At 70.6% G+C, this 24,787-nt stretch carries 24 protein-coding genes; 8 read left to right on the top strand and 16 right to left on the bottom strand.

The annotated features are described in order from the left end of the window. Positions 1-2: 2 nt before the first annotated feature. From Bra3105_RS13140 to Bra3105_RS13160, 5 genes are all read right to left on the bottom strand, one after another. A complete protein-coding gene (locus Bra3105_RS13140; RefSeq protein WP_228357167.1) occupies positions 3-389 on the bottom strand; it encodes a hypothetical protein in 387 nt (128 codons plus the stop codon). 106 nt (positions 390-495) lie between these two features. After that, complete coding sequence (locus Bra3105_RS13145; RefSeq protein WP_228357168.1) at positions 496-840, bottom strand: hypothetical protein; 345 nt, start codon at positions 838-840, stop codon at positions 496-498. 135 nt (positions 841-975) lie between these two features. Beyond that, positions 976-2,466, bottom strand: coding sequence for a beta-N-acetylhexosaminidase (gene nagZ / locus Bra3105_RS13150; protein WP_228357169.1), 1,491 nt, complete (start codon positions 2,464-2,466; stop codon positions 976-978). Further along, positions 2,463-3,581 carry a mandelate racemase/muconate lactonizing enzyme family protein gene (locus tag Bra3105_RS13155; RefSeq protein WP_228357170.1) on the bottom strand — a complete coding sequence of 373 codons (1,119 nt, stop codon included), beginning with the start codon at positions 3,579-3,581 and terminating at the stop codon, positions 2,463-2,465. Before Bra3105_RS13155 ends, nagZ begins: the two co-directional genes overlap by 4 nt. After that, positions 3,578-4,336 carry a creatininase family protein gene (locus Bra3105_RS13160; protein ID WP_228357171.1) on the bottom strand — a complete coding sequence of 253 codons (759 nt, stop codon included), beginning with the start codon at positions 4,334-4,336 and terminating at the stop codon, positions 3,578-3,580. The genes Bra3105_RS13155 and Bra3105_RS13160 overlap by 4 nt, the downstream gene beginning before the upstream one ends. Positions 4,337-4,455: 119 nt before the next feature. On the opposite strand from Bra3105_RS13160, the gene Bra3105_RS13165 reads away from it, so the two are divergent. After that, positions 4,456-5,406 (top strand): ROK family protein, encoded by a 951-nt coding sequence (locus Bra3105_RS13165; RefSeq protein ID WP_228357172.1) that lies wholly within the window; start codon positions 4,456-4,458, stop codon positions 5,404-5,406. Between the two features lie 26 nt (positions 5,407-5,432). On the opposite strand, the gene Bra3105_RS13170 is transcribed toward Bra3105_RS13165, so the two are convergent. From Bra3105_RS13170 to Bra3105_RS13190, 5 genes are read right to left on the bottom strand one after another with little or no spacing between them, the layout of a single operon-like run. Next, positions 5,433-6,371: an ABC transporter ATP-binding protein gene (locus Bra3105_RS13170; protein ID WP_228357173.1), complete on the bottom strand. Its 939-nt coding sequence runs from the start codon at positions 6,369-6,371 to the stop codon at positions 5,433-5,435. Then, on the bottom strand, positions 6,368-7,174 hold the full coding sequence (locus Bra3105_RS13175) for an ATP-binding cassette domain-containing protein (RefSeq protein WP_228357174.1): 807 nt from the start codon (positions 7,172-7,174) through the stop codon (positions 6,368-6,370). Before Bra3105_RS13175 ends, Bra3105_RS13170 begins: the two co-directional genes overlap by 4 nt. Further along, complete coding sequence (locus tag Bra3105_RS13180) at positions 7,171-8,070, bottom strand: ABC transporter permease (protein WP_228357175.1); 900 nt, start codon at positions 8,068-8,070, stop codon at positions 7,171-7,173. Before Bra3105_RS13180 ends, Bra3105_RS13175 begins: the two co-directional genes overlap by 4 nt. After that, on the bottom strand, positions 8,067-9,008 hold the full coding sequence (locus Bra3105_RS13185) for an ABC transporter permease (RefSeq protein WP_228357176.1): 942 nt from the start codon (positions 9,006-9,008) through the stop codon (positions 8,067-8,069). The genes Bra3105_RS13180 and Bra3105_RS13185 overlap by 4 nt, the downstream gene beginning before the upstream one ends. Further along, positions 9,005-10,546, bottom strand: a complete 1,542-nt coding sequence (locus Bra3105_RS13190) for an ABC transporter substrate-binding protein (RefSeq protein ID WP_228357177.1) — start codon at positions 10,544-10,546, stop codon at positions 9,005-9,007. The genes Bra3105_RS13185 and Bra3105_RS13190 overlap by 4 nt, the downstream gene beginning before the upstream one ends. A gap of 88 nt (positions 10,547-10,634) precedes the next feature. Between Bra3105_RS13190 and Bra3105_RS13195 the strand changes: the two genes are divergently transcribed. The 7 genes from Bra3105_RS13195 to Bra3105_RS13225 all read left to right on the top strand — a co-directional run bounded on the left by Bra3105_RS13195 (position 10,635) and on the right by Bra3105_RS13225 (position 16,420). Continuing rightward, complete coding sequence (locus tag Bra3105_RS13195) at positions 10,635-11,282, top strand: helix-turn-helix domain-containing protein (protein ID WP_228357178.1); 648 nt, start codon at positions 10,635-10,637, stop codon at positions 11,280-11,282. Beyond that, on the top strand, positions 11,272-12,315 hold the full coding sequence (locus tag Bra3105_RS13200) for a serine hydrolase domain-containing protein (protein ID WP_228357179.1): 1,044 nt from the start codon (positions 11,272-11,274) through the stop codon (positions 12,313-12,315). The genes Bra3105_RS13195 and Bra3105_RS13200 overlap by 11 nt, the downstream gene beginning before the upstream one ends. A gap of 247 nt (positions 12,316-12,562) precedes the next feature. Then, entirely contained in the window at positions 12,563-13,519 is a 957-nt protein-coding gene (gene uriH / locus Bra3105_RS13205) for a uridine-preferring nucleoside hydrolase UriH (RefSeq protein ID WP_228357180.1), read from the top strand. Between the two features lie 103 nt (positions 13,520-13,622). Then, positions 13,623-15,215 (top strand): CotH kinase family protein, encoded by a 1,593-nt coding sequence (locus Bra3105_RS13210; protein ID WP_228357181.1) that lies wholly within the window; start codon positions 13,623-13,625, stop codon positions 15,213-15,215. A 43-nt stretch (positions 15,216-15,258) separates the two neighbouring features. Further along, positions 15,259-15,693, top strand: coding sequence for an RbsD/FucU family protein (locus Bra3105_RS13215; protein WP_228357182.1), 435 nt, complete (start codon positions 15,259-15,261; stop codon positions 15,691-15,693). Positions 15,694-15,776: 83 nt separating this feature from the next. Then, complete coding sequence (locus Bra3105_RS13220; RefSeq protein ID WP_228357183.1) at positions 15,777-16,040, top strand: type II toxin-antitoxin system Phd/YefM family antitoxin; 264 nt, start codon at positions 15,777-15,779, stop codon at positions 16,038-16,040. Continuing rightward, positions 16,037-16,420 carry a type II toxin-antitoxin system VapC family toxin gene (locus Bra3105_RS13225; RefSeq protein ID WP_228357184.1) on the top strand — a complete coding sequence of 128 codons (384 nt, stop codon included), beginning with the start codon at positions 16,037-16,039 and terminating at the stop codon, positions 16,418-16,420. Before Bra3105_RS13220 ends, Bra3105_RS13225 begins: the two co-directional genes overlap by 4 nt. A 39-nt stretch (positions 16,421-16,459) precedes the next feature. On the opposite strand, the gene Bra3105_RS13230 is transcribed toward Bra3105_RS13225, so the two are convergent. From Bra3105_RS13230 to Bra3105_RS13255, 6 genes are all read right to left on the bottom strand, one after another. Beyond that, positions 16,460-18,766, bottom strand: a complete 2,307-nt coding sequence (locus Bra3105_RS13230; RefSeq protein WP_228357185.1) for an FAD-dependent oxidoreductase — start codon at positions 18,764-18,766, stop codon at positions 16,460-16,462. Between the two features lie 7 nt (positions 18,767-18,773). Next, positions 18,774-19,718, bottom strand: a complete 945-nt coding sequence (locus tag Bra3105_RS13235) for a MurR/RpiR family transcriptional regulator (RefSeq protein ID WP_228357186.1) — start codon at positions 19,716-19,718, stop codon at positions 18,774-18,776. Positions 19,719-19,795: 77 nt separating this feature from the next. Continuing rightward, positions 19,796-20,710 (bottom strand): carbohydrate ABC transporter permease, encoded by a 915-nt coding sequence (locus tag Bra3105_RS13240; RefSeq protein ID WP_228357187.1) that lies wholly within the window; start codon positions 20,708-20,710, stop codon positions 19,796-19,798. Then, the gene (locus tag Bra3105_RS13245; protein WP_228357188.1) at positions 20,703-21,677 is read right to left on the bottom strand and encodes a carbohydrate ABC transporter permease; all 975 of its coding nucleotides are present in this window, start codon (positions 21,675-21,677) and stop codon (positions 20,703-20,705) included. Before Bra3105_RS13245 ends, Bra3105_RS13240 begins: the two co-directional genes overlap by 8 nt. Before the next feature lies 1 nt (position 21,678). Next, entirely contained in the window at positions 21,679-22,986 is a 1,308-nt protein-coding gene (locus Bra3105_RS13250; protein ID WP_228357189.1) for an ABC transporter substrate-binding protein, read from the bottom strand. Between the two features lie 155 nt (positions 22,987-23,141). Then, positions 23,142-24,710 (bottom strand): C69 family dipeptidase, encoded by a 1,569-nt coding sequence (locus tag Bra3105_RS13255; RefSeq protein ID WP_228357190.1) that lies wholly within the window; start codon positions 24,708-24,710, stop codon positions 23,142-23,144. Positions 24,711-24,787: the final 77 nt, after the last annotated feature.

Consider the following 24,787-nt stretch of genomic DNA (forward strand, 5'->3'; position numbering starts at 1 on the left):
CCTCACATCGACGATGCGAGGCGGCGCAGCGTCGCCTCGTCGACCGCCGTGTTCGCGCTCTCGAGCGCGAGGATCGCGGATCCGCGCAGCGGATCCAGTCGTGCCGGGACGAGTGCTGGAACCTGCGCCCCGGGCAGCCGGGTCAGGGAGCATCGCAGGAGCTCGAGGAACGAGGGGTCCGTCGCCAGCGAGCCCGCGCAGGTGAGCGGGACCGTGTCCCCATCGATGCTCGGCATCAGCAGGCCGACGCCCAGCGCTGTGCGGTCGCACAGCCGGGTTGCGGCGCTGCGCGCGAGGGGCGAGGAGCCGATCATCCCGGTGATGACGGGGGCGAGGTCCCCGAAGCGCCGCTTCGCCTCGTTGGGTGCGGTGGAGCTGAGGGCGAGCACCGTGTCCCGGAGCTCGGAGCGATCGGCGACGCCGAAGTGCTCGTGGACGCGGGCCGGGAGCGGATCGGCGTCGTCGGCGTCCCCGATGAGGATCCTCTGGACGACGTCATGGACCAGATGGCGGGCGGCTCCCGCGTAGTGCTGGAACTGCCCGCTCTCCGTCTCCGTGCCGTCGTGCGCGATGGTCCTGGCCCTGGTTCGAGGACTCCCTGTTGATGCCCGCGATGCCGGCGACGAGCGCGCGGGGTGCTCGGGGGTCCCTACCGGCGTCGGCCGCCGCGGCGTGGATCGTGGCGTGGATGTTCTCCTGCGCGTCGTCGTTGTGGTGGGGTCCTCCGCCGCGCCCCACGGCCAGTCCCAGCAGATCCCCGGAGACGTCGAACAGCCCCACGCGCGTGTGGGTCCCGCCGGCGTCGATGCCGATCACGAACGGTGTCTCCCGGGGGTGCATCCTCGGGAACGTAGCACGATGCCGCACCGGGATCGACGGAGAACACCTGGTGCGGCATCGGAGGACCTGCCGGGCCCCGGGTGAGGCCCGCGGTCTTCTGCGAACGGGCAGCCTGCGAGGAGGTGCCGGTGGCGATCACGCGGGGTGCGCGTCGGCGGGACGGGTTGCCCTGACGATGGCTTCGGCCGCTGCGACCAGGTTCGCGGAGCCGCGCCCGAAGCTGCACAGCCGTGCCCCCGGGTCGGGGAGGCCGGTGGAGACGAGCGTCAGATCGGGCCTCCGACGGCGGATCTCCTCGGCGAGGGGCTGCTGCCAGGGGTTCACGAGGGGGTCCTGGACGGCGAGCACGAGGCTGCGGTTTGCGGCGAGCTCGAGAGCGCTCCCGATGTCCAGATCCTCGGTCGTGGTGCTGAGGCCGTCGGCCCCGTCGCAGCGCTCGCGCACCAGGGTCGCGAGGTCCCAGCCGTCCCACTCGAGCGCCGGCTTCGGACGCCGGTAGAGGTCGATGACCACGGGCCGGGTGAGGGCCGGCAGCGCGTCGGTCGCGACCACCGCTCGGCGCGCAGCATCCGCTCCTGCGTCCTTCCACCTCGCATCGGCCGGCGGGAGAGAGGTGTCGTCGCGACGCTCGCGCACCTGCCGTGCCGCCCGGTGCATCCCCCGGATGCGGGCCGACGACGCCTCGAGCCGGCGGACATCCAGTTCGCCGTCGGCGACGGCCCGCTCGAGCCGATCGAGCACCTGCTCGTGGAGATCGGGATCGGGTTCTGCGATGCACAGCTGATCCACGCCCGCGGCGAGGGCCAGTGCCGCGCCGTCGACCACCCCGACCCGCTTCGCGATCGCCGCCATCTCCAGGGCGTCGCTGATGATCACTCCCGTGAAGCCGAGCTCGGTGCGGGCGATGTCGGTGACCAGGCGCCGGCTGAGCGTGGTCGGCGTGTCATCGAGGGCGGGGAACCGGACGTGGCTGGTCATGGTCTGGGCGACGCCCGCGTCGACCGCGGCGCGGAACGGCGCGAGATCCACCCGCTCGATCTGCGCCCAGCCCCGCCGGTCGACGGCGTCGCCGAGGTGGGAGTCGACCGCGGTCGCGCCGTGGCCCGGGAAGTGCTTCGCGCAGGCCGCGACGCCGAGGGCCTGGGTCCCCTCTATCCAGGCGACGGCGTGGCGGGAGACCAGCGCCGGGTCCTCCCCGAAGGACCGCGTGCGGATGATGGGGTTGTCCGGATCGCTCTGGACGTCGACCACCGGCGAGTAGCTGGCGTCGATGCCGAGTCCCGCCAGGTGCGCGGCGAGCTCCTGGGCGCACGCCCGCGTGACGTGCACGTCGTCCACGACCCCGAGCGCCGCGGCACCCGGGGACTCCGGGCAGTCGGCACGGGTGAGGTGGCTGATGCGCCCTCCCTCCTGGTCCACGCCGACCACGAGATCGCCCTGGTGGTCGCGCAGTGTGGCCAGGGTGCGGCGGAGCTGCGCCGCCGTGCGCACGTTGCGACTGTGGAGGATGACGCCGCCCAGGCCCTGGTCGAGCAGCCGCGCGAGCTCGGGAGTGGGTTCGGGGGAGTCCCATCCGATGACGAGCAGAGAGGCGAGGAGCGCGCGGAGGGAAGGATCGCGGGTCATCCGGTGAAGTCTCCCTCGCGCTCGTTGAGCCGCGCATAGTGCGCGAGCTTGTCCTCGTCGACGTCCACTCCCAGACCGGGGCCGTCGGGCACGCGCAGGCACCCGTCCTCGAAGGGCAGCGGGTCGATGATGTCGTCGTCGTGCAGGTAGTACATCGAGTCGATCGCGCCCGCGAGCACCGGGGTGCTTGCGGCGATGGCGAGGTGGGCGGCTGTCGCGATGCCCATCTCCCCGCCGCTGTGCAGGTTCATGCCCAGGCCGAAGGCCTCGCAGTGGGCGGCGAGATGCTTGGTGATCGCCATGCCGCCCCACTTGTAGACGTCCCCGTGGATCACCTGCACCGCATCCAGCCGCACGGCGGGGGCGAGATCCTCCCATCGCACCACGCACATGTTCGTGCACAGCGGGATCCGCACGGCGCGCGCCACCTGCGCCATCTGCTCGAGCCCTTGGCAGGGGTCCTCGAGGTACTCGAGCCCGAGCGGCTCCAGCGCGCGACCGGCGCGGACGGACTCGGGGACGCTCCAGGCGGCGTTCGGATCCACGCGAAGCTCCACGTCGGGGAGCCGCTCACGCAGGGCCTCCATGATCGCGACGTCGGCCCGGGCATCGGTGCTCCCCTTGAGCTTCACAGCCGTGAAGCTGTTCTCCGCGACGATCTGCTCGGTCGCGTCCGCCAGCGAGCAGGGATAATCGCGGGCGTCGCCGTCGGACCGGGTGATCAGGGCCGTGAGCGGGACCTGCTCGCGGACCCGGCCGCCGAGCAGATCCACCACGCACATCCCGGCGGCCTTGCCGATGGCGTCCCAGCAGGCGACGTCGATCGCGGCCAGGGCCGCGTAGCCGAGGTACCCGTGGAAGAACGGCAGCATGCGGTGGCGCGCGTGGAAGGCCTCGAGCTCCCGCGGGTCGGTGCCGATCACGTCGTCGGCCAGCTGGCGGACGAGGCGCGCGACGGGCGCGCCCCACATGGTCTCGCCCCATCCGACGACCCCGTCGTCGGTGCGCAGGCGCACGATGGTGCGGGTCTCGCCGCGCTTGGTCTCGAACGACGAGGTGAATCCCTGCTTCATCGGGAGGTTCACGACGTGGACTTCGAGGTCGACGATCTTCATCGGGCTGCTCCTTCGGGAGTGGAGGGGGTCGGGGCATCGGAGGGGAGGTCCAGGTCCAGGAGGGCGTCCACGCACTCGGTGAGCCGTGCTGCGGCCTCCGCGAGGGCCGCCGCACCCTCGGCGGCGTCCGCGAGGCCGGGGTCGTCCGTGATGCCTCCCGTGCGCGGCCACTCGCCGTGCCTCTCGACGTGGAGGCCGCGGACCATGCGGCGATCGAAGAGCGGAAGCTCCCGGGGACCGTCCATGGGCGGGCGGACGAGCGAGGGATGCGCGGTCTCCATGAGGGAGGTCTCGAAGGAGCCCGCGTGGCCCGGCGCCCCGGGGCGGGGCTCGAGCAGCTCCCAGTAGCTGCAGCAGGCCGCGAGGATCTCGTGCTCCAGAGCTGCGATCTTGACGGCCTGGCTCATCATCTCGATGTTCCCGCCGTGCCCGTTGACCACGAGGATCCGCCGGAACCCGGCGGCCACCAGGGAGTCGAGGAGAGCCCCGAGCACGTCCAGGAGGGTCCTCGGAGGGAGGCTGAGCGCGACCGCGAACTGGTGGTGGCCGCTGAAGCCGTAGGGGAGGGGCGGGCACAGCGCCGTGTCCGCCCGATCTGCCAGCGCCCTCTCGACGACCTCCGCGACCAGGAGGGAGTCGGTGCCCAGGGGGAGGTGGTCCCCGTGCTGCTCGAGGGAGCCGATGGGGAGCACCGCGACGCCGTGCGCAGCGAGATCTGCGACCTGCTTCCTCGTCATCTCGGCCAGATGCGGCATGGGATCTCCTTCTGTGGGGTGGTGGTCGCGCTCGCGGACGTGCGTCCGCGGGCTCGGGGCGTGCGTCCGCCGGCTCGCGGGCGCGCATCGGGTGCTGCCGGCCTCGCTACTGTGGCGGGATGACCGCTCGCGTGCTGCCCTTCGAACCCCCTGCATCGCGCGAGGGTGCCTTCCTGGCTCTCGAGCTGCTGCCCGGGCGCGTGCAGGGCGCTCTCATCGATGCCACGGGCAGGTTCCGCACTCGCCGGGAACTCGCCTTCGACCCCTCGGCCGGGCGCGAGCAGATCCTCGCGCACGTGGACCGGGTGGCGCTGGGGCTCGCCCGCGGCGGCGCGCTGAGCGGCTGCGTCATCTCGGCCGGGGGAGTCCTGGACACCGTGGGCGGGCGGATGCTGCAGGTCGTGGACATGCCGTCCCTCGAGGGATGCGAGATCGGTTCGCGGCTGCGGGAGCTCGTCGGGGCGCCCACGCTGCTCGAGCATCGCGCGCGCCTCCAGGTGCACGGCGATCACTACTTCGGCGCCGGTCAGGGGGAGGAGACCTTCGCCTCCGTCGCCACCGGCTCCACCCTGGGCGTCGGCATCCTCTATCGAGGCACGATCCTCGCGCCCGACGGCGGACGCAGCGGGGCCCACATGACCGTCGCCCGCGGGCAGCTGACCTGCAGCTGCGGGAAGCAGGGCTGCTGGCGCACCATCGCCACGACGGCCTGGCTCGAGGCGCGCGGCCAGGAGCTGGGCATCCTGGCGACCGGTCTCGCCGACTGGGAGCGGTGCGCGGCGGAGGACCCGCGCGCGGCGGCGGTCGTCGGCGAGTACGCGGACAACATCGCGGTGGGCCTCGCCAACATCCAGCAGCTGTGCACGCCGGGCCTGTTCGTGCTCCATGGCGAGGCGGCGCAGGCGTCCGAGGGATTCCGCGCCCGCATCCTCGCGACTCTGCGCGATCTCTCCCGCACGGGCGGGGAGACCCAGCCCCGCCTGCGGACGAACGTGACCCCGGAGGATGATGCGACTCTGCTGGGCGGCGTCGCGTACCTGCTGCACCGCGGGATCGTGCCCGCGCCCTGACCGGGGCGGATCGGTGCGCGCGCACGTCATGCCGAGTCCCCGTCCGCGGCCCCGTCCCCGTCCGCGGGCCCGGGCACGGGCGCCGCTGCGCGGCCGGCATCGTCCGCCGGACCCGACGCCGCGCCCGAGCGGGCGAGGAGCTTCGGGTTCGCCCGACGCGGGTCCGGGTGTGCGACCGAGTCCAGGAGCCGCCGGGTGACCTCGGACGAGGGCGAGGCCAGCACCTCGCGGCAGGGGCCGACCTCCTCCAGGCGTCCTGCCGCCATCACGGCGATCCGGTCGGCGATCCCGGAGACCACAGCCAGGTCATGGGTGACGAAGAGCAGGGCCACGCCGGTGCGCTCCTGCAGCTCGGCCAGCAGGTTCAGGATCTTCGCCTGCACGGAGACGTCGAGGGCGCTCGTCGGCTCGTCCAGCACCAGCAGGCGCGGCTCGAGGGCGAGGGCGCGGGCGATCGCGATCCGCTGCCGCTGGCCGCCGGAGCACTCGTGCGGGTACCTCTCGCCGATCGCCGGCTCGAGGTCCACACTCTCCAGGAGCTCGCCGACCCGGCGTCGGATCCCTGCCGGCCCGAGGGCGGCGCGCCGATGCGTGTGCAGCGGCTCGGCGATCACGTCACGGATGCGCAGGCGCGGGTTCATGCTCGCGTACGGGTCCTGGAACACCATCTGCACCAGCAGCGCGCGCTCGGCGGATGCCTGCCGACGATGGCGGGTCAGGTCCCTGCCGTCGGTGAGGATGCGTCCGGCGTCGGGATCGGTGAGGCCCACGACGATGCGGGACAGCGTGGTCTTGCCCGAGCCGGACTCACCGACCAGGGCGAGCGTCTCGCCCGGGAGGATGTCGAGGTCCACGTCCCGCAGCACGGTGTTCTCCCGGCGCCGCTGGCGGTAGGTCTTCGAGATGCCGCGCATGCTCACGACGGGCGCGTCCTCTGGTGCGCGGGCGGTGCTCTGCCGGTTCATGCGGACGCTCCTGTCTGCAGGCGGGGTGTGGCCTCGAGCAGGGAGCGCGTGTAGTCATCGCGGGGCTGCTCGAAGACCTGCAGGGCGTCGCCCTGCTCGACCAGCCGTCCCTCGTGCATCACCGCGACCCGGTCGGCGATGGAGGCGACGACGCCCAGGTCGTGCGTGATCAGCAGGATCCCCATCCCGGTCTCCTCCTGGACGGTGCGGAACAGCGACAGGATCTCCGCCTGGGTGGTGACGTCCAGCGCCGTCGTGGGCTCATCGGCGATCAGGAGCCGCGGACGGCTCATCAGCGCCATCGCGAGCATCGCGCGCTGCCGCAGCCCGCCGGAGAGCTGGTGGGGGAACTGCCGTGCGCGCAGCTCCGGGTCCGGCACCCGTGCCTGCTCGAGGGCCTCGAGCGCGCGATGTCGGCGCTGCGCGCGGGATCCCGTGCGGTGGATCGCCATGACCTCCATGAGCTGGCTGCCGATCGTGCGCATCGGGTTGAGCGTGGTCATCGGGTCCTGGAAGACCATCGAGATGTCGCGCCCGCGCACCGCGCGCAGCTCCTGCGGCGTCAGACGCAGCAGGTCGCGGTCGTCGAGCAGGATGCGCCCGCGCGGGTAGACGGCGGGCGGCTCCGGGTTCAGCCGCAGCACCGACAGCGCGGTGCTGGACTTCCCCGAGCCCGACTCGCCGACGAGCGCGAGGGTGCGACCCTCGTGGACGGTGAGGTCGATGCCCCGGACCGCGGCGACGTGCTCGCGGCGGGAGGCGAAGGAGATGTGGAGGTCCTCGATCGTGAGCAGTGCGTTCATGAGGTGTACGTCCTCGGATCCCACCGGTCGCGCACGGCGTCCCCGGCGACGTTGATGGACAGCACGGTCAGGAGCAGGGCGGTGCCGGGCAGGACGGCGAGCCACCAGGCGGTGCCCATGTAGAGCTGGCCGTCCGAGAGCATCGATCCCCAGGTCGCGATGCTGGAGGGGACGCCGAGGCCCAGGAAGCTCAGGGCGGCCTCGGCGAGGATGACCGTCCCCACCTGCAGCGTCAGGATCGTCATCAGGGGTCCGGTGACATTGGGCAGCATGTGGCGCGCCATGATCCTGTGCCCCGGCACGCCCATGACCTTCGCGGCCTCGACGAACTCGCGGGTGCGCAGGGAGATCACCTCGGAGCGCAGCACCCGGGCGTAGGAGACCCAGCCGGTGATGCCGAGCACCATGATCACGTTCCACAGGCCGGGGCCCACGAAGCCGATCACCGCGAGCGCGAGAAGCAGCGTGGGGAAGGCGAGCTGGACGTCCGTGAGGCGCATGAGCACCCGGTCCGTCCACCCGCCCGTGTAGCCGGCGACGATGCCGATCACGGATCCGATCACGCCGGACAGGAGCGCCGCAGTGATGCCGACGAGGACGGACACGCGGCTGCCGACGACGAGCCGGGCGAGGACGTCCCGTCCGAGCTGGTCGGTGCCCAGCAGGTGCCCCGCCGTTCCGGGCGGGGCCAGGCGCTGCAGCAGGTTCTGCTCGTCGGGGTCGCCCACCAGGAGCGGGCCGATGAGCGCGAGGAGGACGACGAGGGCGAGGAACCCGGTGGACAGCACAAGGGTGATGTCCGCGCGCCCGCGCCGGGCGACACCTTTCGCGCCGGAGGCGGGCCCGGTGGGCCCCGCGGGGTCCGTCGCGGTCAGGGGGATCTGCGTGGAGCTCATGCGTCACTCCGGACTCGGGGGTCGATGATGGCGTAGGACAGGTCGACCAGCAGGTTCACGAGGATGAAGGTCGCGGCGAACAGCACGACGGTGCCCTGGACGAGAGGGAAGTCCCGGGCGCTGATGGCGTCGATCGTGAGCCGGCCGATGCCGGGCCAGTTGAAGATCTGCTCGGTGAGGATCGCCCCGCCTAGCAGGGAGCCGAGCTCGAGCCCGAGCACGGTGATGACGGGCATGGACGCGTTGCGGAGCGAATGGCCCATCAGCACCCGGGCCTCGCTCGCGCCCTTGGCGCGCGCGGTTCGCACATGGTCCTGCCCCATCACCTCGATCAGCGAGGAGCGCAGCAGGCGCGAGACCACGGCGACGGAGAAGATCGCGAGGGTCGTGGCGGGGAGGATCAGGTGGGCGGGCGTCCCGTAGCCGGCGGCGGGAAGCACCCGCAGGGTGACGCCGAACAGCAGGACCAGCAGGATCCCCACCCAGAACGCGGGGGTGGACTGTCCGACCAGCACCCCGCTCATGACGACCCTGTCCAGCGCGGTGCCGCGGCGCATGGCGCCGATGCTGCCGGCGAGGAACGAGACGACCACGGTGATCAGCAGAGCGGTGGCGGCGAGCAGGGCCGTGGCCGGGATCCGCTCGATGATCAACGAGGTCACGGGCTCCTTGTAGACCAGCGAGTCGCCGAGGTCGAGATGGACGAGACCACCCAGGAAGTCCAGGTACTGCAGGGGCAGCGGGCGATCGAGCCCGAGGGTCTGCTTCATCTGCGCGACCTGATCGGCGCTCGCATCGTCGGGCAGGAGCAGCGCCACCGGATCGCCGGAGGCGCGCGAGAGCACGAACACGACCGTGACGGCCGCCCAGAGCACCAGGAGGGAGGAGAGCAGGCGGGTGACGGCGGCGCGCAGGAGCCGGGTCCGGCCGCGGCTCATCGGGCGGTCTCCATCGCGAGCGTCCCGTTCACATTGGGAGTCCACTCGATGCGCTTGTTCGAGGCGAAGTTCTGATCCGCCTGGTACAGGAACAGGAAGGGCGCTTCGTCGTGCAGCCATTCCTGCATGCGGCGGAACGTCTTCAGGCGTGCATCCGGGTCGATGGTCTGCTCGAGCGCGTCGATCATCTCGTCGGCCTCCGGCGACCGGATCCTGCTGCGTTTGCGATCCGAGCGGATGTACGACTGCATGGTGGCCTCTCCGTCGAGCGTCCAGCCCGTGCTTCCGGTGAGATACATGGATCCGAGCGAGGAGGGATCGTCCGAGGCGAGCCGTTCGGCGAAGGTGCCGGGCTCGAGGATCTCGAGCTCGAGCGTCACGCCGACGTCCTCGAGCATTCCGGCGAGTGCCTGACTGACGAGCTGGTCCTTGTTCGAGGCGGTGAAGCTCAGTGTGAGGCCGTCGGCATGGCCGGCGTCCGCGAGCAGCCTCCTGGCCTCGTCGGGGTCCCTCTTCGGTGGCTTCACGTCCGGGTCGTAGCCGAACGCCTCCCGCGGCACGATCGTGGCGGCCTCTCGCCCTGAGTCGTTGAGCACCGCGCTGATGAGCAGCGGAACGTCCACGGCGTGGTTCAGGGCGCGTCGAACGCGGGCGTCCTTCAGGACCTCGTGCTCGGTGTCGAGCACGACGAAGTACATGCGGATCCCCGGGTGCGTGGTGAGGGAGACGTCCTTGTAGCCCTCGAGCTGGAGGGCCGCCTCGGGATCGAGGGCGGAGACCAGGTCGACGGCGTCGCTCTGGATGCCCGCGAGCGCGGAGGCCGGGTTGGGCATCGCGGTGAAGTGGAGCTCGCCGAACGCGGGCCTGCCGTTCCAGTGGTCCGCGTAGGCGGCGAGGCGGAGCAGCTGGGCCTTGCGCCAGGAGACGAAGCGGAACGGGCCCGTGCCGATCGGGTGCGCGGCGAATCCCTTCGCACCCACGTCGGCGAAGTGGTCCGCGGGCAGCATCACGCCCCCGAAGAGCGAGACCTTCTCGGGAATGACGGGGTCCGGCTCGGCCATCACGATGTCGACGGTGTGGTCGTCGATGATCTCGACGTGGTCCACGGAGCGCAGCTCGACGATCGTGGAGCCGGTGTCCGGGTCGATGAGCCGCTCGATCGAGAACTTCACGCTGCGGGCGTCGAAGGGCTCGCCGTTGTGGAAGGTGACGCCCTTGCGGAGGCGGAACCTCCAGTGGTGCTCGTCCGTGGCCTCCCAGTGGGTGGCCAGCCGAGGGACCAGCTCGTTCTTCGTGTCGCGCATGGTGAGCGTGTCGAAGATGTTGATGAGCACGTTCATGCCGTCCAGGCCGCTCTCCAGGTGGGGGTCGAGTCCCGTGGGCTCGCTCGGCTGGGCGATCCGCAGGGCGCCGGTTCCCTCCGAATCCGCTGCGGAACCGCATCCTGCCGTGAGCCCGACGGCGCCCAGCAGCGAACCGGCCGCACCGAGGCGCAGCGCGGTGCGCCGGGTGGTCATGGGTGGGGCGGTCATGCTCATGGCTCGCAGATCCCTCCTCGATGAGGAATGCCATTCAACGGTGCAGTTGTTCCACTCAGTGGTACGAATGTCGATTACCATAGTTGTCATGGGTCAAGAGGTCAACGAAGCGGCGCGGTCCGTCGCGGACAAGGTGACGGCGCTCCTGCGCGCCGTGGGCGCCGCCGAAGAACCGATGAGTCTCGCTGCGCTGACGGCCGCGAGCGGCACGAGCAAGTCGACGTGCCGACGGCTGCTGCTGGACCTGAGCACCCAGGGATACGTGCGTTCTCCGCGGCGCGGCATGTACGCGGCGGGCCCGCGACTGCAGGGCCTCGCGGCCGCCGTGGTGCGCGGCGACCGGATGGGAGGCGTGATCCGGGAATCGCTCGGCGCTCTCGCCCGCGCCACTGGACACGTCGCGCTGCGCGTCAGCGTCATCGACGAACGGGCCGTGGTCCTGGATCTCGAGAATCCCCAGAACATCCCGCTCGGCGTCCAGGTGGGGGAGGAGCTCCCTGCACATCGGATCTGGGCCGACGGTGGCGGAGGGCGGCAGCAGGCCGATCCGGTGGACGAGTACCCTTCCCGCTCCCTGTGGATGCTCAGCGCCCCCATCGACGACCAGGGACAGGAGCGGCTCGCGCTCGTGGGGCTCGCCTTCATGCGCCCGCAGAGCACGAGCGCCTCCGACCTCCTGACCGCGCACGCGAGGACACTGCGGGACATCGGATCGCGGGCTCGCGATGCCGGCTGACACCGCCGAGGAGCTGGAGTCCCTCCTCGACAGCGCTCGCTCCGAGGGGCAGTTCAGCGCCGCCTCATGGGCGGTCGGATCGTCGACGAGGACGCTCGGCAGCGGCGTGCTCGGCACGCCGAGTGAGAGCGACGAGGTCGGGATCGGCCCGCGCACCCTCTTCGACCTCGCGTCGGTGACCAAGCCGATCGTGGGACTCACCCTGCTGCGGCTCGTGGGCCGCGGTCTCGTCGCCCTGGATACGACCGTGGGCGAGGTGCTCCTGGACTGGCCGGACGGGCCGATGGCGCACGCCGATCTCCGATCGCTTCTCACGCATGCTTCAGGAGCACCGGGACCGACCCCTCTGTTCCGCGAGCACGGTGACCGGGAGTCCCTGCTGCACGCCCTCGCGCGTCTGGAGTTCACGGCCCCGGGACAGTGGTGCTATTCCTCGATGGGTTTCATCGCCCTGGGACTCGTGGCGGAGCGAGTGGGCGGAGCGGGACTGGACGATCTGGTGCATCGCGAGATCACGGGGCCGCTCGGAATGCGTGACACCCGCTACGGCCCGGTGGATCGGGGCGACGCCGTCGCCACCGAAGCCTGCCCATGGCGCGGACGGCTCGTGCGCGGGACGGTGCACGACGAGAATGCAGAGGTGCTGGGCGGCGTCGCCGGCCACGCCGGCCTGTTCGGCACGGCCGAGGACCTGGGGAGACTCGGCGCGGCCCTGCTGCGGGGGAGTCTGCTCGAGCCCGCGCTGCAGGACGCGATGACCGGGCGGAGGGACGGTCGCCCTCTGGGGTGGTGGCCGCGCGAGCGCTGCAGCTTCCTCGATGGCACGTTCGACGAGAGCGCGTACGGCCACACCGGCTTCACGGGCACCAGCCTGGTGATCGACCCGAGCCGGGACCGCTGGTTCTGTCTGCTGACCAATCGCGTGCACCCGACGCGCGAGCCCCGTGGCTTCGAGCGTGTGCGCGCCGACTTCCACGCGGTGGCCTCGCGCGGGGCCTGGGGGATCGAGGGTTCGCCCGCTTCAGATCGGTGAATCGCCGCGCGCCATCGCTGCCCTCCAGTCATGCGAGACAGTGCCACGACGCGTATCAGGCCACTTGCCACCAGGGCGTCCTGTCGGCCACTTCGTACGATCCCCACCTGAGACCACCGCCGCGCGTCGGAGACCGGAGAATGGCACGGACCCGAACGCGCCCGGACGGGCCGACGGGACCCTGTCGGCCGAGGGGTCGACGACGGACCATCGACGACGGACCGACGACGACGAAGCGGAGCGCACCATGACCCATCGGACCGACCACCCCCGCAGTATCATTCTGGACTGCGACCCCGGCCACGACGACGCCGTCGCGATCATGCTCGCGCTCGGCTCCCCGGCGATCGAACTGCTGGGCGTCACGACCGTCGGCGGCAACCAGACGGTCGACAAGATCACGCGCAACGCCCAGAGCGTGCTCGAGGTGTGCCGGCGCCAGGACGTGCCCGTGCACCGGGGGAGCGCCCGGCCCCTGCTGCGCGAGGTGCACGTCGCCGGGGACATCCACGGCGAGAGCGGCCTGGACGGCGTGGAGCTGCCCGAGCCCACGGTGCCCGTCGCCGCGCAGCGCGCTGTCGAGTTCATCGTGCAGACCGTGATGGAGTCCGAGCCCGGGGAGATCACCCTCGTCTGCACCGGTCCGCTCACCAACCTCGCGCTCGCCGTGCGCCTCGAGCCCGCGATCATCGACCGCGTCCGCGAGGTCGTGATCATGGGCGGCGGCTATCACGAAGGCAACGTGACGCCGGTGGCCGAGTTCAACATCTGGGCCGATCCGGAGGCCGCGGCGATCGTGGTCGACGCCGGCTGGGAGCTCACCATGGTGGGGCTCGACCTCACGCATCAGGCCCTCGCCACCGCCGACGTCGAGCAGCGGATCGCGGAGATCGGCACCGACCTCGCCGCGTTCTTCCTGGGGCTGATGGCGTTCTTCCGCCGCGCCTACCAGGAGAACCAGGGCTTCGACGACCCGCCCGTGCACGACGCCTGCACGATCGCGTACCTCATCGACCCCGCCGTGGTGCAGACGCGCCGCGCTCCGCTGCACGTCGAGACCCGCGGGGACCTCACCCGCGGCATGACCGTCGCCGACCTGCGGCCCGGCGCGGACCTCGCGGGATGCCGCACACAGGTCGCGACCGCGCTCGACGCGGACGGATTCTGGCGGCTCGTGGTCGACGCCGTGCGCTCGCTGGGGTGAGGTGCTGGGGACGTCGGCGCTCGTCGGGGGAGTCTGCGCAGGCACAGCCGACGCACAGCGCGGCCATGCGGGAGGGCTAAGGGGGCTCCGTAGCGTCGCCGCCATGTCTTCACACCGCTCCAGCACCTCGACGTCTCCTCTCACCACGTCCCTCACCCGGCCCACCCGGCGCGGCCTGCTCGCCGCCGGCGGGATCGGCGGCATCGCGCTCCTCGCCGCCGGCTGCAAGGGCTCGTCGTCCTCCACCGCGGCCGCGACGCTCGACGGCGACTCCGTCAGCGGCGCCGTGGACGGCGACTTCTGGGACGAGAAGAGCATCCACACGCTGTCCGTCGTCTTCGACGAGGACGACTACGACGGGATGATCGAGGCCTACGTCTCGAGCCAGGAGAAGAACTGGATCGAGGCAGACGTCGAGATCGACGGCAAGGTCTTCACGAAGGCCGGCATGAAGCTCAAGGGCAACTCCAGCCTGCGCAGCCTCGCGGGCGGGCAGGGGCAGGGCGGCGGGCCCGGCGGAGCCGCCGCGTCCGACGGAGGCGGCGACACCGCCACCTCCGATACCGACACCGACACGTCTGCCGAGGCCTCCGACGGAGGCGGGGACGCCGCCGGAGGCGCGCCCGGCGGCGACGAGGGCGACGGCAGCATCTCGAAGGACGATCCCACCGGGCTGCCCTGGATGATCCGTCTGGACAAGTACACGGACGGCCAGAGCTACAGCGGCCGCAGCCGCTTCGTGGTGCGCGGCAACAACACGGAGACCTCGATGAACGAGGCGGTCGCACTGGACGTGCTCGCGCTCGCCGAGGTCCCCGCCGAGAAGTACGCCTTCACGCGGTTCAGCGCCAACGGGGCCGACGCGCAGCTGCGCCTCGTGCTCGACGTCCCGGAAGACGACCAGTGGAACGTCGACGCCTTCGACGGCACCGGCGCGACCCTCAAGGCCGACTCCGAGGGCGATTACTCCTACCGCGGGGACACGGCCGACGACTACGAGGACGCCTTCGACGCGAAGTTCGTGGCCGACGACCTCGACGAGGACGACGTGTTCGCCGCGCTCGGCAGCTTCCTCACGTTCGTCAACGACTCCGAGGACGATGAGTTTGCCTCCGGCCTGGACGACAGGTTGGACGTCGACGGCTTCGCGACCTACCTCGCGGTCCAGGAGCTCGTGCAGAACACCGACGACATCGACGGCCCGGGCAACAACTCGTACCTCCACTACGACCCCTCGTCGAAGAAGTGGTCGGTGGTCGCTTGGGACCAGAACCTCTCCTTCGGCGGCATGGGCATGGGCGGCGGAGGCGGCGCCCCCGGCGGGGCCGATGCGACCGGGGACAGCGCCGCGGCCAGCGACGGAGGCGGGGACGACGCCAGCGACAGCGACGACGCGGCCGGCGGCCAGAAGCCCGACCAGGGCGAGATGCCTCAGGGCGGGGGCCAGGGCAGCGGCGCAGGAGGCGGTGGCATGGGCGGGAACATCCTCTCCGAGCGATTCATGGACGACGACACCTTCTCCGACCTCTACGAGTCGACGCTCGCGTCGGTGCGCAAGGCCGTCTATACCTCCGGCGACGCGACCGCGCGGGTGAAGACGCTGTCCTCCTTGCTGAAGAAGGACGCGAGCGACCTGGTCAGCAGCGACGACATCACGTCGGACGCGAAGACGATCACCGACGTGATCGACGGCTGAGAGGTCGCTACGCTCGAGTCTCCACCCACGGAAGGACGCGAAGATGCTCACCGGAATCGACCCCCTGCTCAGCGGCGACCTGCTGCGCCTGCTCGACCACATGGGCCACGACGACACCCTGCTGGTCGCCGACGCGCACTACCCCTCGTACCGCTCGGGGGCGCCGGTCATCGACCTGCCCGTGACCTCGCCCGAGGCCGTGCGCGCGATCCGCACCGTGCTGCCCCTGGACCTCTACGCGGGTCCGTCGGCCACGCTCATGAACCCCGAGCCGGGCACCGGCGAGGAGGTCCAGAGGCAGCTCAAGGAGGCGATCGCCTCGCCGAGCGAGGATCGCTTCGAGTGGATCGACCGCTTCGCCTTCTACGAGCGCGCCCAGTCGATGTTCGCGGTGATCCGCACGGCCGAGGTCCGCAAGTACGGCTGCATCATGATCCGCAAGGGCGTCGTCGGCGACGAGGAGTCGCGCGGGGCGTAAGGGACGGGAAGCGGTCACGTCGTGGCCGGGCTTGTCCACAGCCAAGCAGTACTAGAACTAGTAGACGCGCGTACTATGCTGGCATGAGCGATGTGACCCGCACCGAACTGAATCAGCAGACCGCCCGGGTGCTCGCACGTGTCCAGGCCGGTGAGTCCGTGACCGTGACGGACCGGGGGCGGCCGATCGCCCACATCACGCCTGCGCCGGCGGACCGCCGCGCACGCCGGATCGCCAGCGGTGCTCTGCGCCCTGCGAAGACTGGTGGGGTGCCGACCATCAGCACCCCGATCACGCAGTGGAGCACGGAGCAGATGGTCGAGGACATGAGGGGCGACCGGTCGTGATCTACCTCGACACATCCGCCGCCTTCAAGCTGCTGAGCCGCGAACCAGGAGTCGCGGACGTCGAGCAGCTCTTCGCCTCGGGAGAGCTGCTCGTGGCGTCGCGCCTGCTGGAGCTCGAACTGCATGCGACCGTCGACCGCCGCGGCGGGGCTCACGCGGATGTCGATGCGATCGTCGATCGAGTGGAGATCGACGCCGTCGACGACGAGGTGATGGAGCATGCGCTGTCGCTGCGGTCAGGTCTGCGGGCCATGGATGCTCTGCATCTGTCGACCGCGCTCCTCTACGGGGACAAGCTGGAGGGGTTCGCGACCTTCGATCGCGAGCTGGCCAGCGCCGCGCAGGGATTCGGGCTGGAGATCCTGCCTGCGCGAGCGTGAACCGGGGCCCGTCCCACACATGGGCGAGCCGGCTGCCCCTCACTCTCCCCAGGCCCTCACCGCCACCACATGCGCTGCGGGCGCGCCGTTCGTCTCCTCGACGACCATGCGCAGCGACCTGGTCGTGACAGGACTCCGGAGGGGAAGCACCCGGTGGCGACGGCGGTTGTCGTCGAGTCGCGCGATCTCCTCCCAGACGCCCTCGCGGAGCACCTCCAGTCGAGCCGCGCGCACCAGGGTGGGCATGATCTCGGCCTCGGTGCGGTGGTGGTGAAGGTTGATGAGGTCCTCGTTGACATCGTCGTCGAGCAGCAGGTCGACGGACGCGATGGTCTGCGGCTCCTCCCATGCGAGCGTCAGCACAGGCTGCGGGTCCTCGGCGAGCGGCGCCGAGACCCACATGTTCGGACCGCCGTAGGGCCGCGAGAAACCGCCGACGGCACGGCATGGGGCGAAGGCCTGCGTGGGTGCGGTCGACCGGAAGCAGATGCCGGTTCCGTGGAGGGTCTCCTTCCACTCGCGCCACTGCGCCGAGTACCTCTCCTCGGGCGGCACCTCGCGGTGCAGCATCGTGACGGTCCCGGGCTCGGCGTGATCGCCGCGGTGCACGCTGAGCGACGGGTCGGCGCGGAGGACGACGAAGGCGTTGCCGGGGGAATCCGGCGTCCAGTCGACCTGCGCCCGTACCCAGCTGCGCCCGGGACGGACGGGGACGCGCACGCTGCGCCGGCACTCGCGGGGGAGATAGTTCTGCGGCTTGCTCGTGCTGTGCACCTCGAGGACCAGCTCGGTGTCCTGCTCGGCGTCGACGAGGATCTCCAGCTCGCCCAGACCAGGGTCGGCCGGGAGGACGAGCCCCAGGTCATGGTCCAGGGGCAGGCGGCCCGTGCTCCGTGTCGAGCCGAGCGTCCGCTTGCTCGAACTGGCGGAGGCACGGGCTCGCAGGGCGAGGTTCGACGGGTCCTCGTCCTGGACGCCGAGGACCGACGCGTCGGCCCGCACCAGTGCGCGTCGCAGCTCGGTGAGGTGGTCGGCGGCCAGATCGCGGGGAGCGACGCCGAGCCGTCCGGCGAGGGAGGCGGCGATCCCCGCCGCCTCACCGAGGATGGCGCACGTGGCCATCACGCGCGTCGTGCCGAAGGCGACATGGCTCGCGCTGATGTCGCGCCCCGCCATCCACAGGTTCGTGACGTTGCGGGAGAACAGCGAGCGAAGGGGGATGTGGTAGTTCCCGTCGGGATGCCAATGCCGTGATCCGCGTTCGCCGGCGTAGACGCCGCCCACGGGATGCAGGTCGATCGACCAGCCGCCGAAGGCCACCCGATCCTCGAACTCGGTCTGGCCCAGCACGTCGTGCTGGGTGAGCACGTGGTCGCCCACGAAGCGTCGGTACTCGCGCTTGCCCGGCACCGCGCCGATCCACTCGAGGGAGAGGTTCTCGGCATCGAAGCGGCCGGAGTTCTTGATGTGGTCCCAGATCCCGTAGCAGACGGCCTGCAGCTCGTCGCGGATCCGCTCGTTGTCGCGCACGATATCGAGGTCCCCGCCCCATTCGATCCACCAGTACGCGCAGCCGTTCATGTCCTGGCGGATGACGCGGTTCTCGGGGATGGAGGTGTTCTCGATGTCGACCGCGAAGGACGGGGAGACGAACTTTTGCGGATGGCCGACGTCCTTCGTGTAGAAGAGGATCGTCGAGCCGAGCATGTCGTCCCCGGGATGCTCCGGTGCCCAGGACTCGCCGTACGTCCCGTGGTCCTCGCTGCCGCGCATGGATTCGGCCCCTGCGAGGTGGCCGACGAGCCCGTCGCCGCTGCAGTCGATGAACGTGGGTGCGGTGAAGCGGATCCTTCGCTCGGACCCGCTCATCCACCCGGTGACCGACCGGATGGTGCGGCGGTCGACCGGTCCGTTGGCTTCGACCTCCGTGACATCGGTGTTCAGGAAGAGGGAGATGTTCGGCTCCGCGCGCACCGACTCGAGCAGCAGGAGGTCCCAGTAGTAGGGGTTTCCGTCGGGATTGCGGTACTGGTTCTCCACGAACAGCTCGCCCATGATGCCGGTCTCGCGGGCGAACATGTGGATGCCGTGGGCGGTCGCGCCGCACACCCAGACCCTGACCTCGCTCGAGGAGTTCCCGCCCAGCACGGGCCGGTTCTGCACGAGGGCGACGCGGCTGCCCTGCCGGGCGGCGCCGACGGCGGCGCAGATGCCCGCGAGGCCTCCGCCCACGACGACGATGTCCGCCGTGATGCTCTCGCTGGGGTTCTCGGGGATCGCAGAGGTCTCGGGACGGGCCGCGGGCGTGTCGGTGCTGTCGCCGCTCATGGTCGTGTCCGTGCTCATCGGGCTGTCATCCTCTCGGAGGTGCGGGGGCCGTGGGAGTCCTGGGGAACTGGGGATCGTCAGGGGCGGCGAAGGTGCCGTCGTCGATGAAGCGCATGCTTGGGTCGGACGAGCGGATCTGCGCGACGAGCACCCACAGCAGGCTGGTGGCGAGGATGTCGCTCGCACGCCCCGCGTAGTACTGGGTCCAGACGGAGCCGTTGCGGATACCCGTGTACAGAGGGATGTCCGATGCCTCGGCGAAGGGTGAGTCGGGATCGCCGTGCAGGGCGATCGTGCAGGCCCCGGCGGTCTTCGCCCGTCGCAGGAAGTCGACGGTCGCCGCGTCGGTGCCGGAACGGCCCAGGACGATCACCGCGTCGCGGTCGGTGAGCGTGTTGGCGACGGCCCGCAGGGTGTTGCCGCCCGCCTCGTGGAACCAGGCCGCGATGCCGATGCGCAGCAGCCGCATCTGCAGCTCCCGCAGGGCGATCGCATCGCCCCACTCGGCGTGGAGGTGTACGTGCTCGGCGCGGGCGACCGTCGTGGCGGCACGTCGGAAGGGTCGCACGTCGATCGCGTCGGCGGCGTCGCGCAGGGACCGCGCGGCGGTGCCGGCGAGGATGTCCAGGACGTCGTCGGGGGAGTCGGACGGACTGATCGCCGAGCCGATGTCGCGCTCCCAGCCGGACTGCGTCGTGCGGCCGTTGTCCAGGGCGATCGCGGAGCGGAAGGCGGGGAACCCCGAGTAGCCGAGCCGCGTCGCCAGGCGGGAGACGGTCGCGGCGGACGCCTTCGATCGCGCGGCGATCTGCGTGATCGAGTCGCCGCCCGCGCGCAGAGGATCCTCCAGGATCACGTCGGCGATGCGGCGGGCGGTCGGGTTCAGCTGCTCGGCGATGTCGCGCAGTCGCTGGAGGGCTGAGGCGGACGGGTTCGGATCGTCGGGCGAGGACGTCGTTTCGGTGTTCACGGGTGCTCGATCGTCGTAGGGGAGGGGGCGGATCGTCTCGGGGGCGGGGGGACTGCGAAGCCGCCGCTCGGGGCGTGCTACTTCAGGGCGCTCTCGGTCATGGCGCGGATGAAGCGGCGCTGGAAGATCAGGAAGACCAGGAGGATCGGGATGATCGAGATGACGGCGGCCGCCATCGAGAGCCCGGGCGCCATCGCGCCCGTCTCGTCGACGAAGTTCGTCAGCCCCAGGGGGAGGGTGAAGCGCGCGGGATCGGAGATGAACACCAGCGGGGTCTCGTAGTCGTTCCACGACCAGACGAAGGTGAGGATCGCGAGCGCGCTGATCATGGGGATCGCGTTGGGGAGGTAGATCCGGAAGAAGATCTGGAACTCGCCCGCACCGTCCAGGCGCGCGGCCTCGGCGAACTCGTCGGGCTGGGAGATGAAGTACTGGCGCATGAGGAACGTGCCCAGCACCGTGAACATGCCCGGCAGGATCAGCGCCCAGAGAGTGTCGTAGAGCCCGAGCTGCTGGAAGTAGACGAAGCGCGGCACCAGGAGAAGCTGCGCGGGGATCAGGGAGGTCGCGAGATAGGCGATGAAGACCTTGGTGCGACCGGGGAAGCGCAGCTTGGCGAAGGAGTAGCCGGCCAGGGTCGCGGTCGCGAGCTCGCCCAGCACGCGCAGCACCGCAACGATCACCGAGTTCAGGAAGGCGGGCAGGATCGAGGCCTCGCCGAAGAGGACCTCGCGGTAGTTCTCCCAGCGGGGCTGGTCGGGGACCCACTGCATCGGGATCAGGAAGGCCTCCGAGTCCGGCTTGAGCGAGGTGGAGATCATCCATGCGAAGGGGAGCAGGAAGAGCAGGGCGAGGATCCACAGGGGGATGCCCCAGGCGAGCCGTCGGATGCGACGGCGCCGACGGTGCTGTGCTCCGCGGGCCTCGAACGTCGCCTGCGGGGGCGTCGGGCCGGCGGATGCGATGCCCGGGCTGCGTGCCGTGTCAGTCATGGAGGGCCCTCCCTCGCTGCGCGCGCCACATGATGAGCATGATGGCGAAGATGCCGATGAAGGTCACCAGCCCGACTGCCGAGGCGTAGCCGAAGCGGTAGAACTGGAAGCTCGTCTGGTACATGTAGAACGACAGCGTGGTGGTCGAGTCGCCGGGGCCGCCGTTGGTGATCAGGGCGATCATCCCGAAGGTCTGCGAGATGCCGACGAAGAGCGTGACCAGGAGGAAGATCGTGGTCGGCAGCAGCGCGGGCAGGGTGATGGTGCGGAAGGCGCGCCACCGTCCCGCGCCGTCGATCTGCGCGGCCTCGTAGAGCTGGGCGGGAGCGTCCTGGAGAGCCGAGAGGTAGATGAGGTTGGCGTAGCCGGCCTGCGCCCAGACGGTGACGAGGATCAGGGCGGGCAGCGCCCAGCGCGACGAGGCGAACCACTGGGGGAGATGCTCGAGGCCGAACATCCCCAGGAACTGGTTCATCACCCCGGCGGAGGGGTCCAGCAGCATCTGCCAGGTCATCCCGATCGCCACGATGTTCACGATGTAGGGGACGAAGAATGCCGCGCGCAGGAGTCCCCGCGCCGGGACGTCCCGGTTCAGGGCGAGCGCGAGGGCGAGCCCGACGACGAGGGTCAGGGGCACGGCGACGCCTGCGTAGACGATCGTGAGGACCATCGCGTGCCAGAAGGACGGATCCTTGAGGACGGCGAGGAAGTTCCCGAGGCCCACGAACCTGATGCCGCCGAAGCCCGAGACCAGGTCCCATTCGGTGAAGGACAGGAGGATCACCGAGATCAGCGGGATGAAGGTGAAGGCCAGCACCCCGAGCAGGTTCGGTGCGATGAAGAGCCAGCCCACGTGGGGCCTGGGGTCGGACGGGGCGCGGCCCGGCCGGTGCTCCCGACGACGGGCCGGCGCGGGCGCGTCGTCGAGCCCCGTCGTCGGGGCGAGGGCGGTGCTCTGCGTCTGCACGTCAGTCCTCCTCGTACCGGTCGATGAGGGCCTGCGCGTTCTCGTCGATGGTGTCGATCGCCTTCTGCGGGCTCCGTTCGAGCAGCCAGCACACGTCCCTCTGCTGCTCGTACTTCTGCGTGATCTCGCTGTAGGCGGTGAGGTCGGTGTCCATGTGCAGGCGGGGCCGGGCATCGAAGAGCGCGTGCTTGAAGGACTCGAGGTCGAAGTACTTCTCCGCGCCCTCGCCCATGATCCCGGAGAGGATGTCGTCCTCGTCGACGTCGCTGATGATCGACATGTAACCGGCCTTGAGCAGGTCCGGGGCGCCCTCGAGCTGCCAGAACCTGCAGAACTCCCAGGCCATCTCCTGCTTCTCGCTCTTGGCGTTGATCTGGATGAACGCCCCGTACTCGCCGGTGTTCCAGTCGTTCCCGTCGACGGTGGGCATCGGCGCGGCGGAGACCGTGAAGTCGTGGGGGTACGCCTCCTGGTCGCTGAGGAAGCGCAGGGAGTAGGGCGCGGTCATCCAGGAGATGAAGTCCTCGGCGATGAAGTTGTTCTGCTGGTAGGCCTCGACGTGGCGGGCCAGGGCCTGCGACCACGGGTAGAGGGTGCCGCTGCGGATCAGGTCCGAGGAGAGCTCGAGGTGGCGCAGGAACGCCGGGTTCTGGAAGTTCGAGTCGCCGCTGTCGGTGAATCGGTAGTTCGGGCCGAGTTCGATGCGGGCGAGGTCCGGGAGCGTGTAGGAGCCGTGGTGACCCGTGCTCGCGAGCCGGTCGAGCACGTCGAGGTACTCCTCGAGCTCCCAGGACGAGGGGAGGTCGACCCCGGCCTTCGTGCGCAGATCGTCGTTGAACAGGATCATGTTCGGGATCCGCGTGGTCGCCAGTGCGGATATCCGGTCGCCGTCGATCAGCGCCATCGGCTCCTCGGTGTCCAGGAAGCCGGAGAGCTCCGGGGTCTCGCGGACCCGCGTCCCCAGATCGGCGGCGAGCTCCGGGCCGGAGCGCATGGCGAGGTTCTCGATGCCGTAGGTGAAGAAGACATCGATGTCGACGTCGCCCTGCAGAGCGGTGTTCACCTTGAGGTTGCCGCGATCGTCGTTGACGTACCGGGTGTAGACGACGGGGATGTCCGGGTGCTTCTTCTGGAAGCGGTCGACGACCTGCTGCGGGCCGCTCTCACCGGGGACGCCGCCCCAGACCTGCAGGGTGTGCGGATCCTTCGAGGAGCTTGCGCTGCAGCCGGCGAGGGCCGTTGTGGCGGCAGCGGCTCCGAGGCCGCCGAACTGCCTGCGGCTGAGGCGCGGGGATGGACGTGTGTGCATGGGGGACCTTCCGACGCGACGGTGCGCAGAGATGGCCTCTAGGGCATGCACAAGATTTGCGCACTCGCGCTCTCAGGTCAAGGGTGGGCGCAAATTTTATGCGCCCCGAAAGGGGGTCCCGCCTCCTCGCCCCTCCCGGTTCTCGCCCCCAGGTCTCACCCGTCCGAGCGCGAGAACCGGTTCGTCATCAGGTTCGACGCCGTGAACAGCACCGAGCTCAGCAGCTGATCGGTCTCCGAGCGGATCTGCTCGGCGACCGTGGTGTTGGCCTCCGTGAGCAGGGCGGGGATCGACCCCTCCGGGGCGCTCGGCGCGCCCGCGGCGACCTGCTCGTCGGCCGCATGCACGGCAGCGTGGCCGAGCGCGAGGGTCTTCAGCTGGTAGCGCTCGATCGTGGGGATGATCTGCGCGTAGTGGGCGTCCGCCAGAGCGGCGATGAGGCGCGAGGACCAGTAGAAGCTGTCCGTGCTCACCTCAGCCGTGGTCGTGCCGAGGTACGCGGGTGCCTCGTCGACGTTCGTGAACATCGGGATGAGGGTGTTGAACGGGTTCGAGGCGAAGGAGATCCACTGCAGCGCGCGGGACGCCTCGGGCAGGTCGGGGCGGATCTGCAGGATCGCGAGCGCGTTGTGCCGGTTGATGCCGATGGGGCGGAAGGCGCGGCGCTCGGCGTCGGTGCCGCGCGGGGAGTAGGGGTCGAAGACGGTGCCCTGGTAGTGGGAGCTGAGCACGTCCTTGACGTCCTCGATCGTCAGCTTCCGCTCGGGCCGGCGGCTCCACGGGAGATCGTCCGAGTCCGGGCGGTGCGGGGCGTCCGGAGCGTCCCAGTCCTCGCTCGTGGGGTTCAGCGTGCGCTGCATGTACCAGGCGCGGGGCGTGTTGTACACGTGGTCGTGGTCGGTGTGTGAGCCGAGGGCCTCGCGCGGGTTGAAGGTGCTGCCGGTCGCGTCGGCCCCCGTCGGACCCGCGCCGGAGAAGCCCGTCGAGCCGGAGCGGCGCAGGGTGAGGTCCAGATGATGCGTCTCGAGGAACGCGCGCAGGTCCGGGCTCGCGAGATGGTCGCGGCCCGCGCCCTCGGCATCCTCGAGGTCGAAGGAGTCGATGCCCAGCTGATTGGGCATGGTCACGTAGTGGTCCTCGGGCACGCGCCGCGCGATCCAGTGGTGGCCGCCCACCGTCTCGAGCCACCAGATGTCCTGCGCGTCGGAGAACGCGATGCCGTTCATCTCGTAGGTGCCGTGCTCGGTGAGCAGGGCCCCCAGCCGCTCGACGCCCTCGCGGGCCGAGCGGATGTACGGCAGCACCAGCGTCACGAAGTCCTCCTCGCCGAAGCCGCCCGGCTGCTCGGGCCGGTGGCCGGGCTCTCCCTCGGCGCCGACGGCGGGGACGAGCTCCACGAGCGGGTCCGCGCCCAGCACCCGGGGGTTGGAGGTGAGGGTCTCGGTCGCGCTCATCGCGACGTTCGCCGCGTTGATCCCCGCGCAGCCCCAGATGCCCTCGTCGGGCAGGGCGTTGGGGACGGACGTGTACCGCAGCGGATCGTCGGGCAGGTCGATGGTCCGACGGCTGAGGACGCTCGTGTACGTGCGCGGCTGATCCTCCGGGCGCACCACGACCACGCGCTTGGGATCGAAGGACCCGTTCGAGGAATCCTCGGTGCGGGCGACGATCGGCGAGCCGTCGGCGCTGGCCTTCCGGCCGACGAGGAGCGTGGTGCAGGGCATGGGGCCTCCTGGGGGATCGTGCGGCATGCGGCGACCGCGCGGAGCGGTGGGGCCGTCTCTGCATGCCACGGTAGTCC

It is taken from the genome of Brachybacterium halotolerans subsp. kimchii, assembly GCF_020792675.1.
Taxonomy (GTDB): domain Bacteria; phylum Actinomycetota; class Actinomycetes; order Actinomycetales; family Dermabacteraceae; genus Brachybacterium; species Brachybacterium halotolerans.